Raw genomic sequence first — 16,335 nt, forward strand, 5'->3', positions numbered from 1 at the left:
CCGGAGAATAAGAGGAGAAGAGCGGCGGATTCCCCTGTTTGGGTTCCTTCTCCTAGCTGCGCTAGGGACTCGTGGTTTCTCTATGGCGGATTTCGGAGTAGAAGGGCTAAAAGCGAGTACTCTGAGAGTTATTAAGGGGCAAATCCTGGGATTTAGTTACCGGATGGGATGAATGTGCCCAGGAAGAATAACCGATATGATCATTTTGTGGCGGCGGATTTCCTGGCGACTGGGATATGCGCCACATTCTCACGGTATGATGGTTTCAATTTGATCACTGGAGTCATGAAATCAAGGCGACAATCTGATTACCAATTCGCGTGAGTGCTGCGTTCTCCGTATTTATTGTACTAGTTATCTGGTTCAGTTCACCCGCTAAGGAAGAGACACGTATGGCTTGTGCCGCCATCTGGGACTGGTATGATTGTGACGCTACTGAGACTGGCTGTCCTGCATAGTAGGTGTTCCAATAATTGACCATATCACTATAATACGCAGATTCACGGTTGTACTCAGCCGCTTTACCGTCATATTGGTCATATAAGGAATTGCAGTATGAGATCTTATTGTTATAATCGCGGATTAGGTTCAGGTACTCCTTGAAATCCCTTGGGGTGTCAAAGCAAACTGCCCTGTAGTAGTTACTATTCTCATCACCGTAGACGAGGTAACCACCTGTGGTTTCTAATGCCACCCACTGGTTGGGGTCAACTTCAGCCAGCACCCATGCATGGTTCCAATCGGACCACTTCGAATCGGCATGCTCAATATTCCCAACAGCAATTTTAGCGTTTATCCCCGCTGTCTCCACTATGTTCCAAACATCTATTGTCATATCTGCGCAAACAAAGAGATTAACCATACTGTAGGTATGCGTATCATGGTAGTTTTCAACGATTTGTTCAAGCCGCTTCACTTTACTGCCACTTGCGTATGCTCCTGCCCTCACTGTGTCGGCCGCACTAGTAGGGACATCGGATACAGTGTTCTTGGATAAATCCGCAGAAACGATTACCGATTCTCCAGATTTAACCGTTACCTCGTCTTTCCACACGAGGTGTTCAGGATGTCTTAACTCGATTGAGTGGGTGCCCGCGGGGACACTACTGATGCAACAGGGTGTTGAACCACGATATTCGGAATTAAAGTAGACTTCTGCGCCACTCGGTTCGGATGAGACTGTGATCTGCGAAAAGCTAAGGTTGGTACATCCACAAGAGGCAACACAGACTAGCAGAACCACTACGCAGACTATAGATCTCACATTTTAACAGATTGGAGTTTTAATACATTACCCTTTGGAATTTGATTCACTTGTAAGCATTTTATACACGTTAAAGCCGCATAGAATAGCAGTTAGCGAGAGTATGGGACATAACAGCGGGGCCATCTTGATACACTGTTGATCACGATACAATATGATTGCTGGAAGTCTGCTTCCTTTTTATGCAAGGAAGAATCCCTTCCCTCACTGCCTTCAGGCTGTGGACTCGATAAACTTATACAGGAGATACGCACCGACGATGATCAGTCCCAATGTCACTAATGTTTCAAACGTGACATCCTTTGCTCCCGGCTGCTCCGCTACAACATATCGTCTTAATTCACTCTGCTCCATCGCAGTCAGCGAGGTGTGCTGAGACTTGCCCAGCAGGTATTCCATCCGTTCTAGTTGCGCAGGCGATAGTGGCATTACTCATCCCCCCCTCGTTTTTGGTAAGTATCTTCCGATCCGCGGAGACCGACTTTTCTCAACAGATCAGAAGTAGTTTGTAGCACTAATATATCTTTCTTTAACAAGGAGAGCTCATCGTGAAGTCTTCTTTCCATCTGATCCGTCCTAGTCCAGATATCTTTGTTGGCCTGCTCCTGCTTGCCTTCAAATGATTCCAATCGAGCGTAGATGTTATCTATCCTGATGCTACAATTCTCATTCTTTATATTCCAGTTTTCTATGGACTTGACGATGTTCTCTGATTTTGTATCCAAATGATTCCGAACCTCTTCCTTATGTTGATAAAACGCTCGATATGACATGATTGCTTGTGCTAACACTGCAAGGAGGAGCCCAATAAGGAGCGTAACTATCAACTGGTCTGGAATTTCCATGATGAGAAACTCGATGCTTGAAAATATATGAGTATCCAATCCTGCCTACGCCTAGACCGCAGTGACTACCACCTCTTCCACAACTCCCACCGGACACTTTCGAGCGAGGGGGCCTCCTAAACAGCCGACTTATGCGGAACGCCATCCCTGAGCATGGCGAAACTGGTGTGTCTGACTTTATACCTGCTCGCCCTCATAGACGTCGGGGGCGTGTGCGCATTTGAAGGTCTTCTCCAAGAGACCTTCGGCCGAAATGGTGATGGTATGCTTCTTCTAGCGGAGGGATACATCAACCCACACGGCATTCAACAGAATCGATCGCCCTCTTAGCAGGAAATGCAAGGGTTCCCAGTGCCCGACCAAAGCCACCACCCCACCCTCCCCGAACCCCACACACCCAATTGACACCCACGGCAAACCAAGAACATCCCATAAACATTTCAAAACCCCTTTCACGCTGCACGTGCGAACTTTGTACCACGACCATGAACGATAGAACAGCGCCCTATTCGGACCGGGAGAACATTGACAGGTGGGCAATCGCAGAGATCGGTCCCGCCATCTCCCGCATCCTCTCCGATAAAGGATTGATGCGCCCGGATGCCGCAAGATGCATCGGCTTCTTCTACGTCGACCACGAGGAGGGGATCACCTTTCGCATCCACTCCCTCTGCCGGACTGAGGCCGGAAGGCCGCCGGAGATCGTCGTGGAATTCGAGAACCACGGCGAGGGGCTCATACTCCCCTCCGACGAGGTGGAGGCGTATACGCTCCTCTCAAACGACGAAGCGAACAGCCTCTCGCTGCTCGAAGAACAGCGATGGCGCATCTACTATGAGCCGGAACCGCTCCGGGCAGTAAGAAAGAGGACCGACCTCGACAGGTTCAGGGCTCCGGGGTATTTCGACGACGTATCGGTGATCCTCTACTCGAAGGACCGGGAAATAATCCCCGAAGGAGTCTGGGTCCGCCTGGAAGAGCAGTCGGCTGACGGAGCGTCATTTCAGGGAACGCTCCTGAACGAGCCCTACTCGAACTTCGGCGTGCACGAGGGGGAGATGGTCACGGTGTGCTTTGCCGAGGATGAGGAAGGGCGGTTCCTGGTCGCAGAGACTGGGTAGGAATCCGGCCGGCCGGGCATCCTCCCACAACCGCCCCTACAATTCCGCTGAATGCAAGTATGGTAGTCCCACCGGAACCCATGATGCCCATGAGTGAGGCGATGTCGAAGAGTGCTCCTATGAGTGTAAAGGTTATCCGCCCCGGCTTCGGTAAGAATGCCTTGCGCTCAAGAGCAGAAAAAACGATCGGAACGATGAGGAAGGCGGCCGGGCACTTAATGGCGTGTGAAGCGCTACTTCCTCAATCTTAAGCGATACTGCTTTCGCGAAGCGATATCATCAAGAACCCGATGAAGGGCCTTCGACCTTGCCCGGACGTCAAGCCCCCCGGACTCCTGCCTCGCCCGGGAGAGCGCTTCCTCAAGTTCTTCGGGTTCCAGAACCGTTGCAGCGATACAGTAGTAACTCTTCGAACGGCCTTCGTTGAAATCTCTCAGCATCTCCCGGAGCAAAAGCGCCCGCTCTTCCTGTATCCTCTGGAACTCACATATCCCATGCTGACGTACAAGCGAGATATCCTTCTCAAGCGTCTGGTAGCACTTGAAAGAGTCGCGTTCCTTACCGGCTTTTCTGTGCTTCTTCCACTTCTCGCACGTATCGCTCTCCTCGCACTCCCAGCAGAACTCGACCCCCTTTCTCTTCACGGCGCATGTGATAAACGGGCAGCCGACAGCCATTCGGGTTGCGCTCTTGCACCCCGAGCATCTGCTCTCTGCGTCGGTGTTGTACATGGGGCAGAGCCGACAGGAGAGTCCGCAGATGCCGATGTCAGGATATGCGATATGCATGATCGTTCTTATCTGCAATACCTCGCCGGATATCCTTTACGATAGTGCCCCGAAAGGGCTGTAGGCTCCAATCGGGTTCGCCTCCAGCCTGAACGGCTGGAGCCCCTCCGTGCATCCCCGGACCCTTCACAGCGCTTCGAGCACGTTTTCGACCACGGACTCGAGATCCTCGCCCGAGCACGCGACGGTGATATCGGCATACCGCTCATACAGCGGGACGCGCTCGTCGTACATCCCGCGGAGGCTCTGGCCCGGGAGGAGGAGTATCCCCCGGGTCGTTATGTTCTTGAGCCTCTTTTCCATCTCGTCATACGCGATCGCGAGGTACACAACCACCCCCGCCGACTTCAGGTGCGCCATCGCATCGGGGCTGAGCACCACGCTCCCGCCGGTCGCAATCACCGCACGGCGGGGGTGAAGAGAGAGGATCGCCTCCTCCTCGATCCGCTTGAACGCGCCCGGCCCATCCGCATCAAGGATCTCCTGGAGCATCCTCCCGGTCCGCTCCTGGATCAGGATATCCGTATCGATGAACTGCATGCCAAGCGTCTTTGCAAGAATGACGCCCACGGTGCTCTTCCCCGCACCGGGCATGCCGATGAGGACGATGTTTCTGTGCTGGTGCATAATGCTTCACGGGACCTGATGGACAGAGGGGCCCTTTGTTGATACTAGATGCGATTTCGGGGGAGATGAAGGTTGTTTTGATGGGAACAAAGCAGCCCGGAACGGGTATCGGGCGGCATCATGACCCTGCGAAGGAGAGGTTATGTTACCTGATATCAATGAGCAGCACTCGATCACATATGAGGGGAAGACAGATAGTTGGAGCAATTCTCGGCGTTTTTGTAACCTCCCTCGGCCTGCTATGGCTTCTGCAGGGCACGGGGGTTCTCCGGATACGCCCGATCCTCTGCATCGCAAACTGCGAGGAGGTCGTCGGCCCATCCCCGTTCTGGGCGGCGGCGGGAGCGGTTGTGCTCATCATCGGGGTCATTGTTGCCATCGTCAGCGTGAAGCGCGGCGGAGGACGCTGAAGCGCAATCGGATCATGGTTCTGGCCGGCTCAAGGTATCTCGTCCGGATCTCGAATAAAGATCACCGGGGCAAAACCCCTGTCTCCTCTCCGTGGCAAGTCATCCTCACCTGACCCCCCGCCACCTCAAGCGCGTAGCCGGCCGCCCAGCGAAGAGTTCGGTGAATTGACTCCCGCGAATCACGCTCGCCAGACGTCCTCCGGATAGGCCTCTTCAAAGAGCAAAAGCACCCGCTCAGCGCAGTCCGCGGGCCAGGGCGCCATCGGCTCCCGATAATAGATATAGAACTCCCTCATCGAAAACCAGGTTCGGGGGCGGTAAAGGGTGCGGAATAAACGCGTCGTACCCATCCTGGCGGACGAAGACCCCCGCTCTATTATCGGGATATCTCTCCATGCAGTACACTTCGATCCAGGACAGTATAAATTGCCTTACAAGTCAACACAAGTTGACATAGACACGGTTAAGAGATCTAAGTCAACCAGACGGAACTTACAACCCGCACGGGTGCATATGTCAACCCGGGTTGACATAGGATCAACGCACCCCGTCTAAGACAACTTACGTTGACGTAGACCGATGCTCTCGTTTGCGGCCGGTGTGCCAAATACGGTCCGGGAAGAACTCCACCGAAACGTATATCGACTCCTGCTATTTTCAGGCTTATAGAGCTGGCCTCAGAGCCGTACAGACCGGGTCTTCCGGGGTTGAAACCGCACCTCGGCACGAGAGCCAGGGGAGGCTGGAAGGCTCAAATGGAAGATGTTACCGTAAGAGGGTATGCCAAACCAGAATTTGAGGGGGTCCGGGAGGCGTTCATCGAGAACTTCCGGCGCCGCAGGGAACTTGGAGCGGCCTGCTGCATCTACTACCGCGGGGAGAAGGTCGTCGACCTCTGGGGCGGGGTCCGGAACAGGGCGACGGGGGAGCCGTGGGAAGAGGATACAATGGCCCTGGTCTTCTCCTCGACAAAGGGCATGGCCGGCCTCGCGATGGCGCTCGCCCACTCGAGGGGCCTCTATGAGTACGACGAGCGGGTGAGCACCTACTGGCCGGAGTTCGCCCGAGCGGGCAAGGATAGGATCACGGTCCGGCAGCTCCTTTCGCACCAGGCCGGGCTGTTCGCTCTCGATGAGCGGCCGGACAGGAGCCTCGTCGCGAACCTCGACCGGCTGGCCGTCGTCCTCGCCCGGCAGAGACCGGCCTGGGAGCCGGGAACCCGCCAGGCCTACCACGGCATCACCCTCGGCTTCTACGAGAGCGAGCTGCTCCGCCGGGTTGATCCCGGACATCGGAGCCTGGGACGGTTCTTCCAGGAGGAGATCGCCGATACGCTCGGACTCGACTTCTACATCCGGCTGCCCGAGGAGATCCCGAACTCCCGGCTGGCGCCGCTTGAACGGCCGCGCAATATGGCGGCGATGCTCTTCACGATGCCTCTCCCGCTCGTGCTCTCGGCGATCAACCCGCGATCACGCTTCCGCAGGTGCCTGGAGGGGTCGGAGCTGCCGGAAGGAGACAGAGAGCGCATCTACGCCCGGAACCTGGAGGTGCCTGCGGGGGGAGGTGTCGGGACGGCCCGGGCCATGGCCCGGGCCTACAGCGTCTTTGCGACCAATGGAAGGGAACTCGGACTCCGCGAGGAGACGCTCCGGCGCCTGATGGCGCCTGCAGTCCCGCCGGCCCACGGGTTCCGCGACGAGTGCATGAAGGTGGAGGTCCGGTTCTCGCTCGGATTCATGAAGCCGGACCATGAGAATCCCTTTGCCCACCCGACATCCTTTGGAGCGCCCGGAACCGGGGGTTCCTTCGGCTTTGCCGACCCGCATGCCGGGATAGGGTATGCGTACATCCCGAACCAGATGGGGATTCACCTGGAGGATCCAAGGGAAGCCGCACTGCGCAGGGCAATGTACCGCTCCATCGGGGAGCCGGATCCGTACCATGCATGAGGGAGGGCGCAGGCAGAGCAGACGTGAGGCCCCCGGATCGCCAATCATCATACCGTCCGGGGGGTGAGAGATCGACGGCGGATTTATGGTATCCCAACCGGTAGAGGGCATTCCGTGCCTGCTGAGATGCCCGGCCGGCACACCAAAAAGAAAAATTATTTTCCGAATCGCTCCGGGAACTGCTGCACAATCCCATCTGATAGCGTATCCGACAGGACGAGAATTTGATCATAGATCTCATCGTAGGCTTCGATATCAGCGGTGTAGTTTCCATTTACGCGTGCAACGACTTCATCGTTCGTCATCGCCAGGTGCTGATATAACGCTTCGCGTATGGCCGATTCTTCGAAGTATGGGTTCTTATCCGCAAGGAATGCAGCGATGTCATCTGCATTCTGGTTCCACCGCGCTGAATCGGTTTGCACCTGTGATGTATTCTCCGCCTTCACAGCCTCAATGATATCAACCGCAATCAGAATATGCTCCTTTAGCAATGCGGTCAGGTTATCCCCGGCCTCTTCTCCGTAAAAGGGTTTGATGGCATTGCCAATGTCTTCCTGATTCGAGAGAAGTCGTGCTGCGGTGGCATTGGTATCTGGAGCGTTCTCAAGCGATGATACGATGTACATGCGTGTCCAGACAACGTGTTCAGTCCATAACGAGTCCATGGTCGTCCTGAGTTCGAACTCTTCCTGGGAGTAGACCAACGGGGTGGTAGTATTATTTATTACAGAGGATTGTGTGTCATTTGTTACGGAAGATTGTGTGTGCTGCGCCGCCACACCGGATGTAACCAGCAGGGTAAGACAGACGCATACAATTCCTATCAAAAGAATTCGTTTCCTCATAGCGTGACCCCCCCTGAGAGGGCGTGCCCACATAACACGCCGGATACTTATGCTTATCTGAAGCGGTGCCGTGTTGCATAAATCCGGTCCTTCGGCCCGGACAGAGAAGATGCCGGAGATGTTTCTTCAGGCACGCTTTGGAGCCGGGTATCGCCCTCTGCTCGACAGGGTGGCGCCTGGAACGTTCGGACAGGCGGTTGTCGATCCCGGGACCTCGTTCGAGCTGGAGGTGCCGGCACTGCTGGAATGGAGGTCTGGTGAGGCTGAGGCAGGGCGGGCGGGGTCCCGCGGATCAGGCCTACTGGCCGGGAATGGCTGGATCGATAAAGGGGCGGCGAGGGATGCCCCGCGTACCCCGGCCATCGTGAATACGCCTGTCCTGACCCAGGTCCGGCACGCCTCGATGGCGTCTCGCGGCCGGTCGTCCCCGGGATAGGCCCTCCTCGAAGAGCAAGATGACCCGCTCGGCACAGTCCGCAGCCCGGGCCGCCATCACCGTCTGGTCCTGCTTGCTGTATTTTTTCATGGATAGAGCACCCGCTACCATACGTCCGGAATCAGGCTGCATTTCGTGGATCCCGGAAAAGCCGCACTGTACGCAGCCTGACGCCCCATCGGAAAGTATATCCGTACCCTGGACGAGTCGGGACTATGAGATCTGCGCCCAGGCTGCAGAATGAGGGTGAATCATGAACCGGATAGTGCATTTCGAGATCCATGCCGGCAACCCGGAGCGGGCGGTGAAGTTCTACCGGGACGTCTTCGGCTGGGAGATAGAGGAGTGGCGCCAGCCCGGCGTCGAGATGAGAGACGAAGATCGCTACTGGATGGTGATGACCGGACCTGAGACCGAGCCCGGCATCAACGGCGGCCTCGTATTCCGCCAGGGCCCGGCACCCACTGAAGGACAGCCCGTGAACGCATACGTCTGCACGATCGGCGTCAGCAACCTGGACGAATCTCTCGATGCGGTCCTCAAAGCCGGTGGGAGCATCGCCCTCCCGAAGATGGGGGTGCCGCGGGTCGGGTGGCTCGCGTACTGCAAGGACACCGAGGGGAACACATTCGGCGTGATCCAGCCGGACGAGAAGGCAGAGTAGCTGCCTCCGGCAAGACCGGTATGATCGAGCAGACCCGGGTGCGCTTCGATTCGGGCGGCACCGCGTGCGTCGGCTACCTCTACCGCTCCGCCGGGGCCGGTACCCTCCGGCCCTGCGTGGTGCTCGCGGCCGGGTTTGCCGGCACCCAGGATACGCCATCGATCCAGGCAACCGCACGTGCGTTCGCCGCAGCCGATCTGGCCGCACTGACCTTCGATTACCGGAACTTCGGGGAGAGCGAGGGCATCCCGCGCCAGGTGATCGAGATCAAGAGGCAGCACGACGATATCCGCGCCGCGGTCCGGTTTGCCCGCGGCCTGGCCGGGATCGACCCGGAACGGGTTGCCCTGTGGGGGACGTCTCTTGGAGGCGGCCACGTCATCGCGGTTGCCGCAGACGACCCGCGTATCGCGGCCGTCGTCGCGCAGGTCCCATTCAACGGCTTCCCGGCAAAGGTGGAAGGCAGGTCGGCGGCCGCGACGGGGAGGCTCCTTCTCGTGGCACTCGAAGACGCCCTCCGGGGCTGGCTGGGCCGCCCGCCCCGCTACATCCCTGCCGTCGGCGCGACCGGCGAGACCGCCGTCATGGCCACGCGAGAGGCGCGCCAGGCCATCGAGGGGATGCAGAGCAGCCACTGGAGAAACGAGGTCGCACCGCGAGCGCTCCTTGAGATGATGCGCTACAAGCCTGGCGAGAAGGCGCGCCGGGTCGCGATACCGGTGCTGGTCTGTATCGCCGAAAACGACCGCGAAACACCGCCGGAACTGGCCCGCGAGATAGCGGACGCCGCTCCACGCGGCGAGTTCAAGAGTTATCCCGTCGCTCACTTCGACTTTTACCGCCCGGAGGTGCGGAAAATGGCGATCGCCGACCAGATCGCCTTCCTGCGGAGGCACCTGAGGCTCGATGTGCGAACAACCGGTGAGGAGGGGAGGGTATCGACCGGCCCTCCGGGCACCCATGAGAGGAGTTAAAGATGGCACCCGAAAGTTTTACCCGGCATCGCCGGAGTTATCCCTTGGGGTAAGGAGACATCTATGGATACAGTCAGGTCGAACGATGGAACGCTCATCGCCTACGAGCGAAGCGGGACCGGGCCGGCTCTGGTCCTGGTGCATGGCACAACCGCGGACCACACGCGCTGGGGGCGTATCCTCCCGATGCTCGAGCGGACATTCACCGTGTATGCCGTCGACCGGCGTGGACGCGGTCGGAGCGGCGATTCGGCAGCCTACGCTATCGAGCGCGAATACGAGGATATCGCCGCTGTGGTGAACTCTATCTCCGGACCGGTGAACCTTCTCGGCCACTCGTACGGCGCGTTGATCTCCCTTGAGGCAGCACTCCGCGTCACGAACCTCAACAGGCTCGTTCTGTACGAACCCGCGTTACCGGTCGGACTGCCTATGTATCCACCCGGTGCACGGGCGAAGATCCAGGCGCTCCTTGATGCGGGGGACCGGGAGGGGGTTCTGCTCGCATTCTATCGTGATGTTGTCGAGGTGCCGGAGGATCAACTCGCCGTTCTCCGAAAGGACCCGTCCTGGGCAGCCCGGCTGGAAGCGGCGCACACCATCCCGCGAGAATTCGCGGATGAGGATTATATCTTCGAGCCCTCCCGCTTTAAGGACCTGGACGTTCCCACGCTGCTCCTGCAGGGTGAGGAGAGTCCCCGCTATCTCAAGGCAGCTACAGAGGCGGTGCATGCGGCGCTACCGGCGAGCAGGATCGTTGTCATGCCCGGAGAGCAGCATATCGCAATGAGCACGGCGCCGGAACTCTTCGTCCGGCTGATCACCGAGTTCCTGCTCGGTCCGGCTGAACCGGTGCGGGTGGAGATGACTGGCGGACGGAAAGAGTAGCGCCAGCAGGTGCCAGGGGCGGGACGGGACTTATATTCAGGGACAGGAGCACTCAGAACGCTCTCCCCGGTTGACGGAGGGGTCCCGAACGGCGAATGAACCCGCCGCTCTCTCCCGGAGAAGGACCCCCATCTCACTCCCGATTGTTTGAATCGGGTTAATGCCTGGGGAGAGCCAATACCATAACAGGACAGAAGAAGCATGAGCAAGACAATCATTACCGTCGTCGGGAAGGATGCCGTCGGCATCATCGCGAAGGTCTGCACCTACCTTGCCGATAACCAGGTCAATGTCGAGGACATCTCGCAGACGATCGTCCAGGGCTACTTCAACATGATGATGATCGTCGATACCAGCAGGTCGTCAAAGCCGTACGCCGAGATGGTGACCGAACTCGACGACCTCGGCGATGCGATCGGCGTCCGGATCCGGTGCCAGCGGGAAGATATCTTCACAAAGATGCACCGTATCTGAGGGGTCCTATGATCAATATCCTTGAGGTGAACGAGACCAACAAGATGATCGAGCAGGAGAGGCTCGATGTCCGGACGATCACGCTCGGCATCAGCCTTCTCGACTGCTGCGACGCCGATCTCGACGCCTTAAACCGGAATATATACGAAAAAATCACCCGGCTGGCGAGAGACCTCGTCTCGACCGGGAGGGAGATCGAGATCGAGTACGGGATCCCGATCGTGAACAAGAGAATATCCGTAACCCCCATCGCACTCGTCGGCGGGCGGGCCTGCAGATCCCCCGAAGACTTCGTAGAGGTCGCAAAGACGCTTGATCGGGCCGCACGGGACACGGGGGTCAACTTCCTCGGGGGCTACTCGGCGATCGTCTCGAAGGGGATGACCCCGACCGAGGAAGCCCTCATCCGCTCGATCCCGGCGGCCCTCGCCTCGACCGAGAGGGTCTGCAGTTCGGTGAACATCGGCTCGACAAAGACCGGGATCAACATGGACGCCGTGAAACTGATGGGGGAGATCGTGCGGGAGACGGCCGAGGCGACGAAGGAGCATAACTCTATCGGCTGCACGAAACTGGTCGTCCTCTGCAACGCCCCCGACGACAACCCGTTCATGGCCGGGGCGTTCCACGGCGTCTCGGAGGCCGACGCGGTCATTAACGTCGGCGTGAGCGGGCCGGGGGTCATCAAGCACGCGCTCGAGGGCGCCCGGGGCGAGAACTTCGAGGTCCTCTGCGAGACGGTCAAGAAGACGGCCTTCAAGGTCACCCGGGCCGGGCAACTCGTCGCCCAGGAGGCCTCGGAGCGGCTCGGGATCCCGTTCGGGATCGTCGACCTCTCCCTTGCCCCCACGCCCTCCGTCGGGGACAGCGTCGCGGGGATCCTCGAGGAGATGGGGCTTGAGTCGGCCGGTGCACCGGGGACGACGGCCGCCCTTGCCCTCCTGACCGACCAGGTGAAGAAGGGCGGGATCATGGCGAGTTCGTTTGTCGGCGGGCTCTCGGGCGCGTTCATCCCGGTCAGCGAGGACCAGGGGATGATCGATGCGGTGAACCGCGGCGCCCTCACGATCGAGAAACTCGAGGCGATGACCTGCGTCTGCTCGGTTGGCCTGGATATGATCGCGATCCCGGGCAACACACCGGCCTCGACGATATCGGGCATCATCGCCGACGAGGCCGCGATCGGGATGATTAACCAGAAGACCACCGCCGTCCGGCTGATCCCGGTGATCGGGAAGGATGTCGGCGAGACCGTCGAGTTCGGCGGGCTGCTGGGGCACGCGCCGATCCAGCAGATCAACAGGTTCGGCTGCGCCGACTTCATCAACCGCGGCGGACGGATCCCCGCACCGATTCACAGTTTCAAGAATTGAGGGACGGGGAGGTTCGGCTGCGGGGATGGATGTAAGGAGGAAAAAACCCTTTTGCGCTGCCCCCGTTCCCCATGCCCGGCGCCCGTTTCCGCTGCCTCAGGCCCATCCCATCAGGTGCAATGCCGAGAACGCAAGAAACCCGATCGACGCGCTGAGCGGTATCGTGAGGAGCCACGCCGCGACGATCCGGCGCGCAACACCCCATTTCACGAACCTCGCCCCTTTGGTGACCCCGACGCCCATGATGGAGGAAGATATGATATGCGTCGTGCTCACCGGGATCCCCGCAAGGGAAGCCCCGATGATCGTCGCGGCACCGGCGGTCTCCGCCGAAAATCCATGGACCGGGCGGAGCCTGGTGATCCCGTAGCCCATCGTCTTCACGATCCGCCATCCCCCGAAGAATGTGCCGAGCGCGATCGCCGCGTGCGCGGCGACGATCACCCAGAGGGGAACCGGCAGGTTGTTCGGATCGACGCCCGCTCCGAAGTAGCCGATAGAGAAGAGGAGCGGGGTGATGATCCCCATTGTCTTCTGCGCATCGTTGGTCCCGTGGCTGAAACTGTACGCGGCCGCCGAGAAGAGCTGGAGGCGCCTGAAGTCCCGTTCAGCCGCCGCTCGCGAGGTACCCCCGGAGAGCCGTATTACTCCTGTCATAAACAGTAGGCCCATAAGGAGCCCGATGATAGGCGAGAGGAACATGAAGAGAACGATTGTCCCGATGGTCGAGAGTTGAATCGCCGCAATGCCGGCCGCCGCGAGGCCACCGCCCATCAGGCCCCCGATGAGCGCGTGCGACGAGGATGTCGGGAGGCCCGAGTACCAGGTTATGATGTTCCAGACGATCGCCCCGACGAGGCCGGAGAGCACGATGAAAGGGATGACAGGGGCCGCGACATGATCGAGGTTGATGATCTTGCTGATGGTGCTCGCGACAGCGACACCGAACCCGAAGGCCGCGATGAAGTTGAAGAACGCAGCGAATGCCACGGCGTTTCTTGGGGAGAGGACTTTTGTCGAGACGACGGTCGAGATGGAGTTGGCCGAGTCGTGAAAACCGTTTGTGAAATCGAAGATGAGTGCGAGGATGATGATGCCGACGATGAGAAGCAGGGTGGGATCGAGCATGATATCGGATGGTTATTGGTAGCCCTGCGCAGGATATAGCAATTCTCGACGGAGAATATAGAAGAATATAGAGACTCTATATCCACCGACCGGTTCAGGCGCCCGGAATGGAACCGGCTCCAGAGATCCTTCGTCCTCGCTGCATCAAGTGCCATCAGACTCCGGTATTGCTGTAAGACATCCCTGCAAAGAGGTATAACGAAGACGGTGCCAGACGCACACCCGGCAACGGGCGATCCGGACAGGCGATCGGTCCGGCCTTCGCCGGGAAGAGGTGATGAATGAATGCCTGATTATACGATCCTTGAAGCGCCGTCGAACCTGGGGTTACGGCCGGGCGGTGTCGAACGGCTGCCTGACGCCCTCCGGGCCGCGGGCCTGTCCGCCATGCTCGGTGCCGACAGCGCCGGACGGGTGGACCCGCCGCCCTACGATGGCAGGCGCGACCCGAAGACGCATCTCTTGAACGGCGACGCCATCCGTGCCTACTCGGTCTCGCTGGCCGACGCCGTGGCGCCCCTCATTGAGCGGGGGCGCTTTCCCGTCGTGCTGGGCGGCGATTGCAGCATCCTCCTCGGTCCCGCACTCGCCCTGCGCCGGATGGGGCGCTACGGGCTCTTCTTCATCGATGGACACACCGACTTCTACCAGCCTGAGGCCGAGCCGCGCGGGGAGGTGGCGTCGATGGAACTCGCGCTTGTATCCGGCCGCGGCCCCGCAGTCCTGGCCGATATCGACGGCTTCGGCCCTCTCGTCCAGGACGAGGATATCGTTGCCTTCGGGTTCCGCGACGAAGAGCAGGCAGCGCGGGAGGGGAGCCGGGATATACGGGATACACCCATCCGGGCCTGCAGCCTGGAGGAGGTGCGCTCGCGGGGTGTCGCACGGACGGTGTCGCACGCGCTCACCCGGCTGGTCCGGGACGACCTCGCCGGTTTCTGGATCCACCTCGACGCGGACGTCCTGGACGATGCCGTGATGCCTGCGGTGGACTACCGGATGCCCGGGGGGCTGAGCCTCTCCGAACTCTCTGAGACGCTCGACGCGGCTGTCGGGTCGGGGCGGGCCGTGGGCCTGACGGTCACCATCTTCAACCCGGACCTTGATCCGGACAGCAGGATTGCCCGCGGGTTTGCCCGCAGCCTCGCGGCCGGGCTGGCCGGAACGGTCCTGCCGGAGAGCACCGGGAGGTGAGGCGATCCGCTCAAGACTGCCGCCCGCCGTCCACCCTCCGCTCAAGAACGATATGCCGTGGAAAGAACCCGAACCGCCGGTAAAATGCTATCACTCCCTCGTTCCCGACCCCTACGGAGAGCGATATCGGGTCCGCCCGGTGCTCCTCCAGCCACCTGAGCGCATGCTCCATGAGAGCCATCCCGACGCCCTCTCCACGGTGCGCCTCATCCACGTAGATCATATCGATCTCGCCGGCCTTCGCCTCCGAGATCGTGCTGACGCAGCAGCCTATATCCCCGCCGTCCGCCTGCGCAATCTCAAGCCACAGGAGGCCGCCCGCCGCTTTCCTCAGAAGGAGATCGCTTCGCTCCTCAAACGTCATCCGACCAAGGCGGTCTCTTAAGTCCGGCAGACAGGCGGCATGAAACGCCCGTAATTTCTCCCACAACGGCCTGATCCGTTCAATCTCCCGGGAATCGGTGGTGTGGTAGCGTATCGTGACCATCGGTGCGGATCCGGCTGTCGGGGTGATATAATTTCACCGCGTTACTCCACGGGTCCGCTCAGGCATAGCGGTAGCGGGCCAGGGTCCCGGGTCCCCACAGGAAGACCACAACCGCGGCCATGACGGCCAGGATGGGGCCGACCAGGACAGGGTCGTACCGGAAACCGTAGTCAGGGACCGATCCCATGTTGATCATGGCATGCAACAGGATCATGCCGAATACGCTCCCTCCGGTGTTGTTATAGAGCCAGACCATAAGGATGCGTGCCGCCACCGTTGCGACGCACTGGCCCGCCACCCAGAGCGGTGGGTTTGCGAGGGAGTAGGGGACAAGGTGCCACAGGGCCCAGACCACCCCCAGGATGATGCCCGCGGGGAGAGCCCCCCAGCGGTCCTGAAGCGGATCGAGGGCGTATCCCGACCAGCCCACCTCCTCGCCGATCGCGAGGACGAAGAAGACCACGAAGTAGACGGGCATCGCGAGGAGCGGAAACTGGAGGCGAGGGATGGATACCTCCCCCATCAGCCTCATCAACCCGTACTGCAGGATTGTCGCGGCCGGTATCAGGAGAAGGAGGGGGATATACCAGACCTTTCGCCGGATCCGTTTGTAATCAAAGGATCTCTCCCACAGACATCGCACGCCGTCCCATCCTGCCTCCCGGCAGGTGAGGAGCGAGGCCGCGATGAAGGGGTTAGCGACCATGAGTAGGCTGTATGGGGGAATGAGACGGAGCAGGTATACGGGGAGGGAGAGTAGATAGACTAGCAGGAAGAAGAGCCCCACAGACCTCGTTCTTCTGGTAGTCTTCATCGGCATCACCCACTGGCACCGTCCAGGGATGGTGGTGCAAATAAGGCT

Annotated in this window: 18 protein-coding genes; 10 read left to right on the forward strand and 8 right to left on the reverse strand. The window is 59.4% G+C overall.

The annotated features are described in order from the left end of the window. Positions 1-283: 283 nt before the first annotated feature. Together QZ650_RS06795 and QZ650_RS06800 are read right to left on the reverse strand one after the other, a co-directional pair. Positions 284-1,264, reverse strand: a complete 981-nt coding sequence (locus QZ650_RS06795) for a PEGA domain-containing protein (protein ID WP_366932181.1) — start codon at positions 1,262-1,264, stop codon at positions 284-286. Between the two features lie 428 nt (positions 1,265-1,692). Beyond that, positions 1,693-2,109, reverse strand: coding sequence for a hypothetical protein (locus QZ650_RS06800; RefSeq protein ID WP_292518411.1), 417 nt, complete (start codon positions 2,107-2,109; stop codon positions 1,693-1,695). 485 nt (positions 2,110-2,594) lie between these two features. Here QZ650_RS06800 and QZ650_RS06805 point away from each other — a divergent pair, with 485 nt between their 5' ends. Beyond that, entirely contained in the window at positions 2,595-3,230 is a 636-nt protein-coding gene (locus tag QZ650_RS06805) for a hypothetical protein (RefSeq protein WP_292518409.1), read from the forward strand. Between the two features lie 233 nt (positions 3,231-3,463). Here QZ650_RS06805 and QZ650_RS06810 read toward each other — a convergent pair whose 3' ends face one another. Together QZ650_RS06810 and QZ650_RS06815 are read right to left on the reverse strand one after the other, a co-directional pair. Continuing rightward, entirely contained in the window at positions 3,464-4,018 is a 555-nt protein-coding gene (locus tag QZ650_RS06810) for a DUF3795 domain-containing protein (RefSeq protein WP_292518407.1), read from the reverse strand. Positions 4,019-4,144: 126 nt separating this feature from the next. Beyond that, entirely contained in the window at positions 4,145-4,645 is a 501-nt protein-coding gene (locus tag QZ650_RS06815) for a shikimate kinase (RefSeq protein WP_292518405.1), read from the reverse strand. Positions 4,646-4,824: 179 nt separating this feature from the next. Here QZ650_RS06815 and QZ650_RS06820 point away from each other — a divergent pair, with 179 nt between their 5' ends. Both QZ650_RS06820 and QZ650_RS06825 read left to right on the forward strand, forming a co-directional pair. Next, positions 4,825-5,055, forward strand: coding sequence for a hypothetical protein (locus tag QZ650_RS06820; RefSeq protein ID WP_292518403.1), 231 nt, complete (start codon positions 4,825-4,827; stop codon positions 5,053-5,055). A gap of 755 nt (positions 5,056-5,810) precedes the next feature. After that, positions 5,811-7,007: a serine hydrolase domain-containing protein gene (locus QZ650_RS06825; protein ID WP_292518401.1), complete on the forward strand. Its 1,197-nt coding sequence runs from the start codon at positions 5,811-5,813 to the stop codon at positions 7,005-7,007. 155 nt (positions 7,008-7,162) lie between these two features. Here QZ650_RS06825 and QZ650_RS06830 read toward each other — a convergent pair whose 3' ends face one another. Then, positions 7,163-7,636, reverse strand: a complete 474-nt coding sequence (locus QZ650_RS06830) for a hypothetical protein (RefSeq protein ID WP_292518399.1) — start codon at positions 7,634-7,636, stop codon at positions 7,163-7,165. 328 nt (positions 7,637-7,964) lie between these two features. On the opposite strand from QZ650_RS06830, the gene QZ650_RS06835 reads away from it, so the two are divergent. From QZ650_RS06835 to QZ650_RS06860, 6 genes are all read left to right on the forward strand, one after another. Then, entirely contained in the window at positions 7,965-8,291 is a 327-nt protein-coding gene (locus QZ650_RS06835; protein ID WP_292518396.1) for a hypothetical protein, read from the forward strand. Positions 8,292-8,544: 253 nt separating this feature from the next. After that, the gene (locus QZ650_RS06840; protein ID WP_292518394.1) at positions 8,545-8,955 is read left to right on the forward strand and encodes a VOC family protein; all 411 of its coding nucleotides are present in this window, start codon (positions 8,545-8,547) and stop codon (positions 8,953-8,955) included. A 20-nt stretch (positions 8,956-8,975) separates the two neighbouring features. Beyond that, positions 8,976-9,929, forward strand: a complete 954-nt coding sequence (locus tag QZ650_RS06845) for an alpha/beta fold hydrolase (protein ID WP_292518392.1) — start codon at positions 8,976-8,978, stop codon at positions 9,927-9,929. A gap of 63 nt (positions 9,930-9,992) precedes the next feature. Continuing rightward, positions 9,993-10,817 carry an alpha/beta hydrolase gene (locus tag QZ650_RS06850; RefSeq protein ID WP_292518390.1) on the forward strand — a complete coding sequence of 275 codons (825 nt, stop codon included), beginning with the start codon at positions 9,993-9,995 and terminating at the stop codon, positions 10,815-10,817. Between the two features lie 201 nt (positions 10,818-11,018). Next, positions 11,019-11,291 carry an ACT domain-containing protein gene (locus tag QZ650_RS06855; RefSeq protein ID WP_292518387.1) on the forward strand — a complete coding sequence of 91 codons (273 nt, stop codon included), beginning with the start codon at positions 11,019-11,021 and terminating at the stop codon, positions 11,289-11,291. Between the two features lie 8 nt (positions 11,292-11,299). Then, entirely contained in the window at positions 11,300-12,664 is a 1,365-nt protein-coding gene (locus tag QZ650_RS06860) for a PFL family protein (protein ID WP_292518386.1), read from the forward strand. Positions 12,665-12,760: 96 nt separating this feature from the next. Here the strand turns inward: QZ650_RS06860 and QZ650_RS06865 are convergent, their stop codons facing one another. Next, complete coding sequence (locus tag QZ650_RS06865) at positions 12,761-13,792, reverse strand: inorganic phosphate transporter (protein ID WP_292518384.1); 1,032 nt, start codon at positions 13,790-13,792, stop codon at positions 12,761-12,763. Positions 13,793-14,077: 285 nt separating this feature from the next. On the opposite strand from QZ650_RS06865, the gene QZ650_RS06870 reads away from it, so the two are divergent. After that, entirely contained in the window at positions 14,078-14,986 is a 909-nt protein-coding gene (locus QZ650_RS06870) for an arginase family protein (RefSeq protein WP_292518382.1), read from the forward strand. A 10-nt stretch (positions 14,987-14,996) separates the two neighbouring features. On the opposite strand, the gene QZ650_RS06875 is transcribed toward QZ650_RS06870, so the two are convergent. After that, positions 14,997-15,473 carry an N-acetyltransferase gene (locus tag QZ650_RS06875; RefSeq protein WP_292518380.1) on the reverse strand — a complete coding sequence of 159 codons (477 nt, stop codon included), beginning with the start codon at positions 15,471-15,473 and terminating at the stop codon, positions 14,997-14,999. 58 nt (positions 15,474-15,531) lie between these two features. After that, complete coding sequence (locus tag QZ650_RS06880) at positions 15,532-16,287, reverse strand: type II CAAX endopeptidase family protein (RefSeq protein ID WP_292518378.1); 756 nt, start codon at positions 16,285-16,287, stop codon at positions 15,532-15,534. Positions 16,288-16,335 lie beyond the last annotated feature (48 nt).

The organism is Methanoculleus sp., assembly GCF_020696975.1.
GTDB lineage: Archaea > Halobacteriota > Methanomicrobia > Methanomicrobiales > Methanoculleaceae > Methanoculleus.

Excerpts from the sequence above, each read along its gene's own strand:
- QZ650_RS06845 (WP_292518392.1), top strand. The coding sequence starts at position 8,976 with ATGATCGAGCAGACCCGGGTGCGCTTCGATTCGGGCGGCACCGCGTGC.
- QZ650_RS06875 (WP_292518380.1), bottom strand. The coding sequence starts at position 15,473 with ATGGTCACGATACGCTACCACACCACCGATTCCCGGGAGATTGAACGG.
- QZ650_RS06855 (WP_292518387.1), top strand. The coding sequence starts at position 11,019 with ATGAGCAAGACAATCATTACCGTCGTCGGGAAGGATGCCGTCGGCATC.
- QZ650_RS06820 (WP_292518403.1), top strand. The coding sequence starts at position 4,825 with ATGAGGGGAAGACAGATAGTTGGAGCAATTCTCGGCGTTTTTGTAACC.
- QZ650_RS06860 (WP_292518386.1), top strand. The coding sequence starts at position 11,300 with ATGATCAATATCCTTGAGGTGAACGAGACCAACAAGATGATCGAGCAG.
- QZ650_RS06810 (WP_292518407.1), bottom strand. The coding sequence starts at position 4,018 with ATGCATATCGCATATCCTGACATCGGCATCTGCGGACTCTCCTGTCGG.
- QZ650_RS06805 (WP_292518409.1), top strand. The coding sequence starts at position 2,595 with ATGAACGATAGAACAGCGCCCTATTCGGACCGGGAGAACATTGACAGG.
- QZ650_RS06840 (WP_292518394.1), top strand. The coding sequence starts at position 8,545 with ATGAACCGGATAGTGCATTTCGAGATCCATGCCGGCAACCCGGAGCGG.
- QZ650_RS06870 (WP_292518382.1), top strand. The coding sequence starts at position 14,078 with ATGCCTGATTATACGATCCTTGAAGCGCCGTCGAACCTGGGGTTACGG.
- QZ650_RS06830 (WP_292518399.1), bottom strand. The coding sequence starts at position 7,636 with ATGTACATCGTATCATCGCTTGAGAACGCTCCAGATACCAATGCCACC.
- QZ650_RS06850 (WP_292518390.1), top strand. The coding sequence starts at position 9,993 with ATGGATACAGTCAGGTCGAACGATGGAACGCTCATCGCCTACGAGCGA.
- QZ650_RS06835 (WP_292518396.1), top strand. The coding sequence starts at position 7,965 with ATGCCGGAGATGTTTCTTCAGGCACGCTTTGGAGCCGGGTATCGCCCT.
- QZ650_RS06815 (WP_292518405.1), bottom strand. The coding sequence starts at position 4,645 with ATGCACCAGCACAGAAACATCGTCCTCATCGGCATGCCCGGTGCGGGG.
- QZ650_RS06800 (WP_292518411.1), bottom strand. The coding sequence starts at position 2,109 with ATGGAAATTCCAGACCAGTTGATAGTTACGCTCCTTATTGGGCTCCTC.
- QZ650_RS06865 (WP_292518384.1), bottom strand. The coding sequence starts at position 13,792 with ATGCTCGATCCCACCCTGCTTCTCATCGTCGGCATCATCATCCTCGCA.
- QZ650_RS06825 (WP_292518401.1), top strand. The coding sequence starts at position 5,811 with ATGGAAGATGTTACCGTAAGAGGGTATGCCAAACCAGAATTTGAGGGG.
- QZ650_RS06880 (WP_292518378.1), bottom strand. The coding sequence starts at position 16,287 with ATGAAGACTACCAGAAGAACGAGGTCTGTGGGGCTCTTCTTCCTGCTA.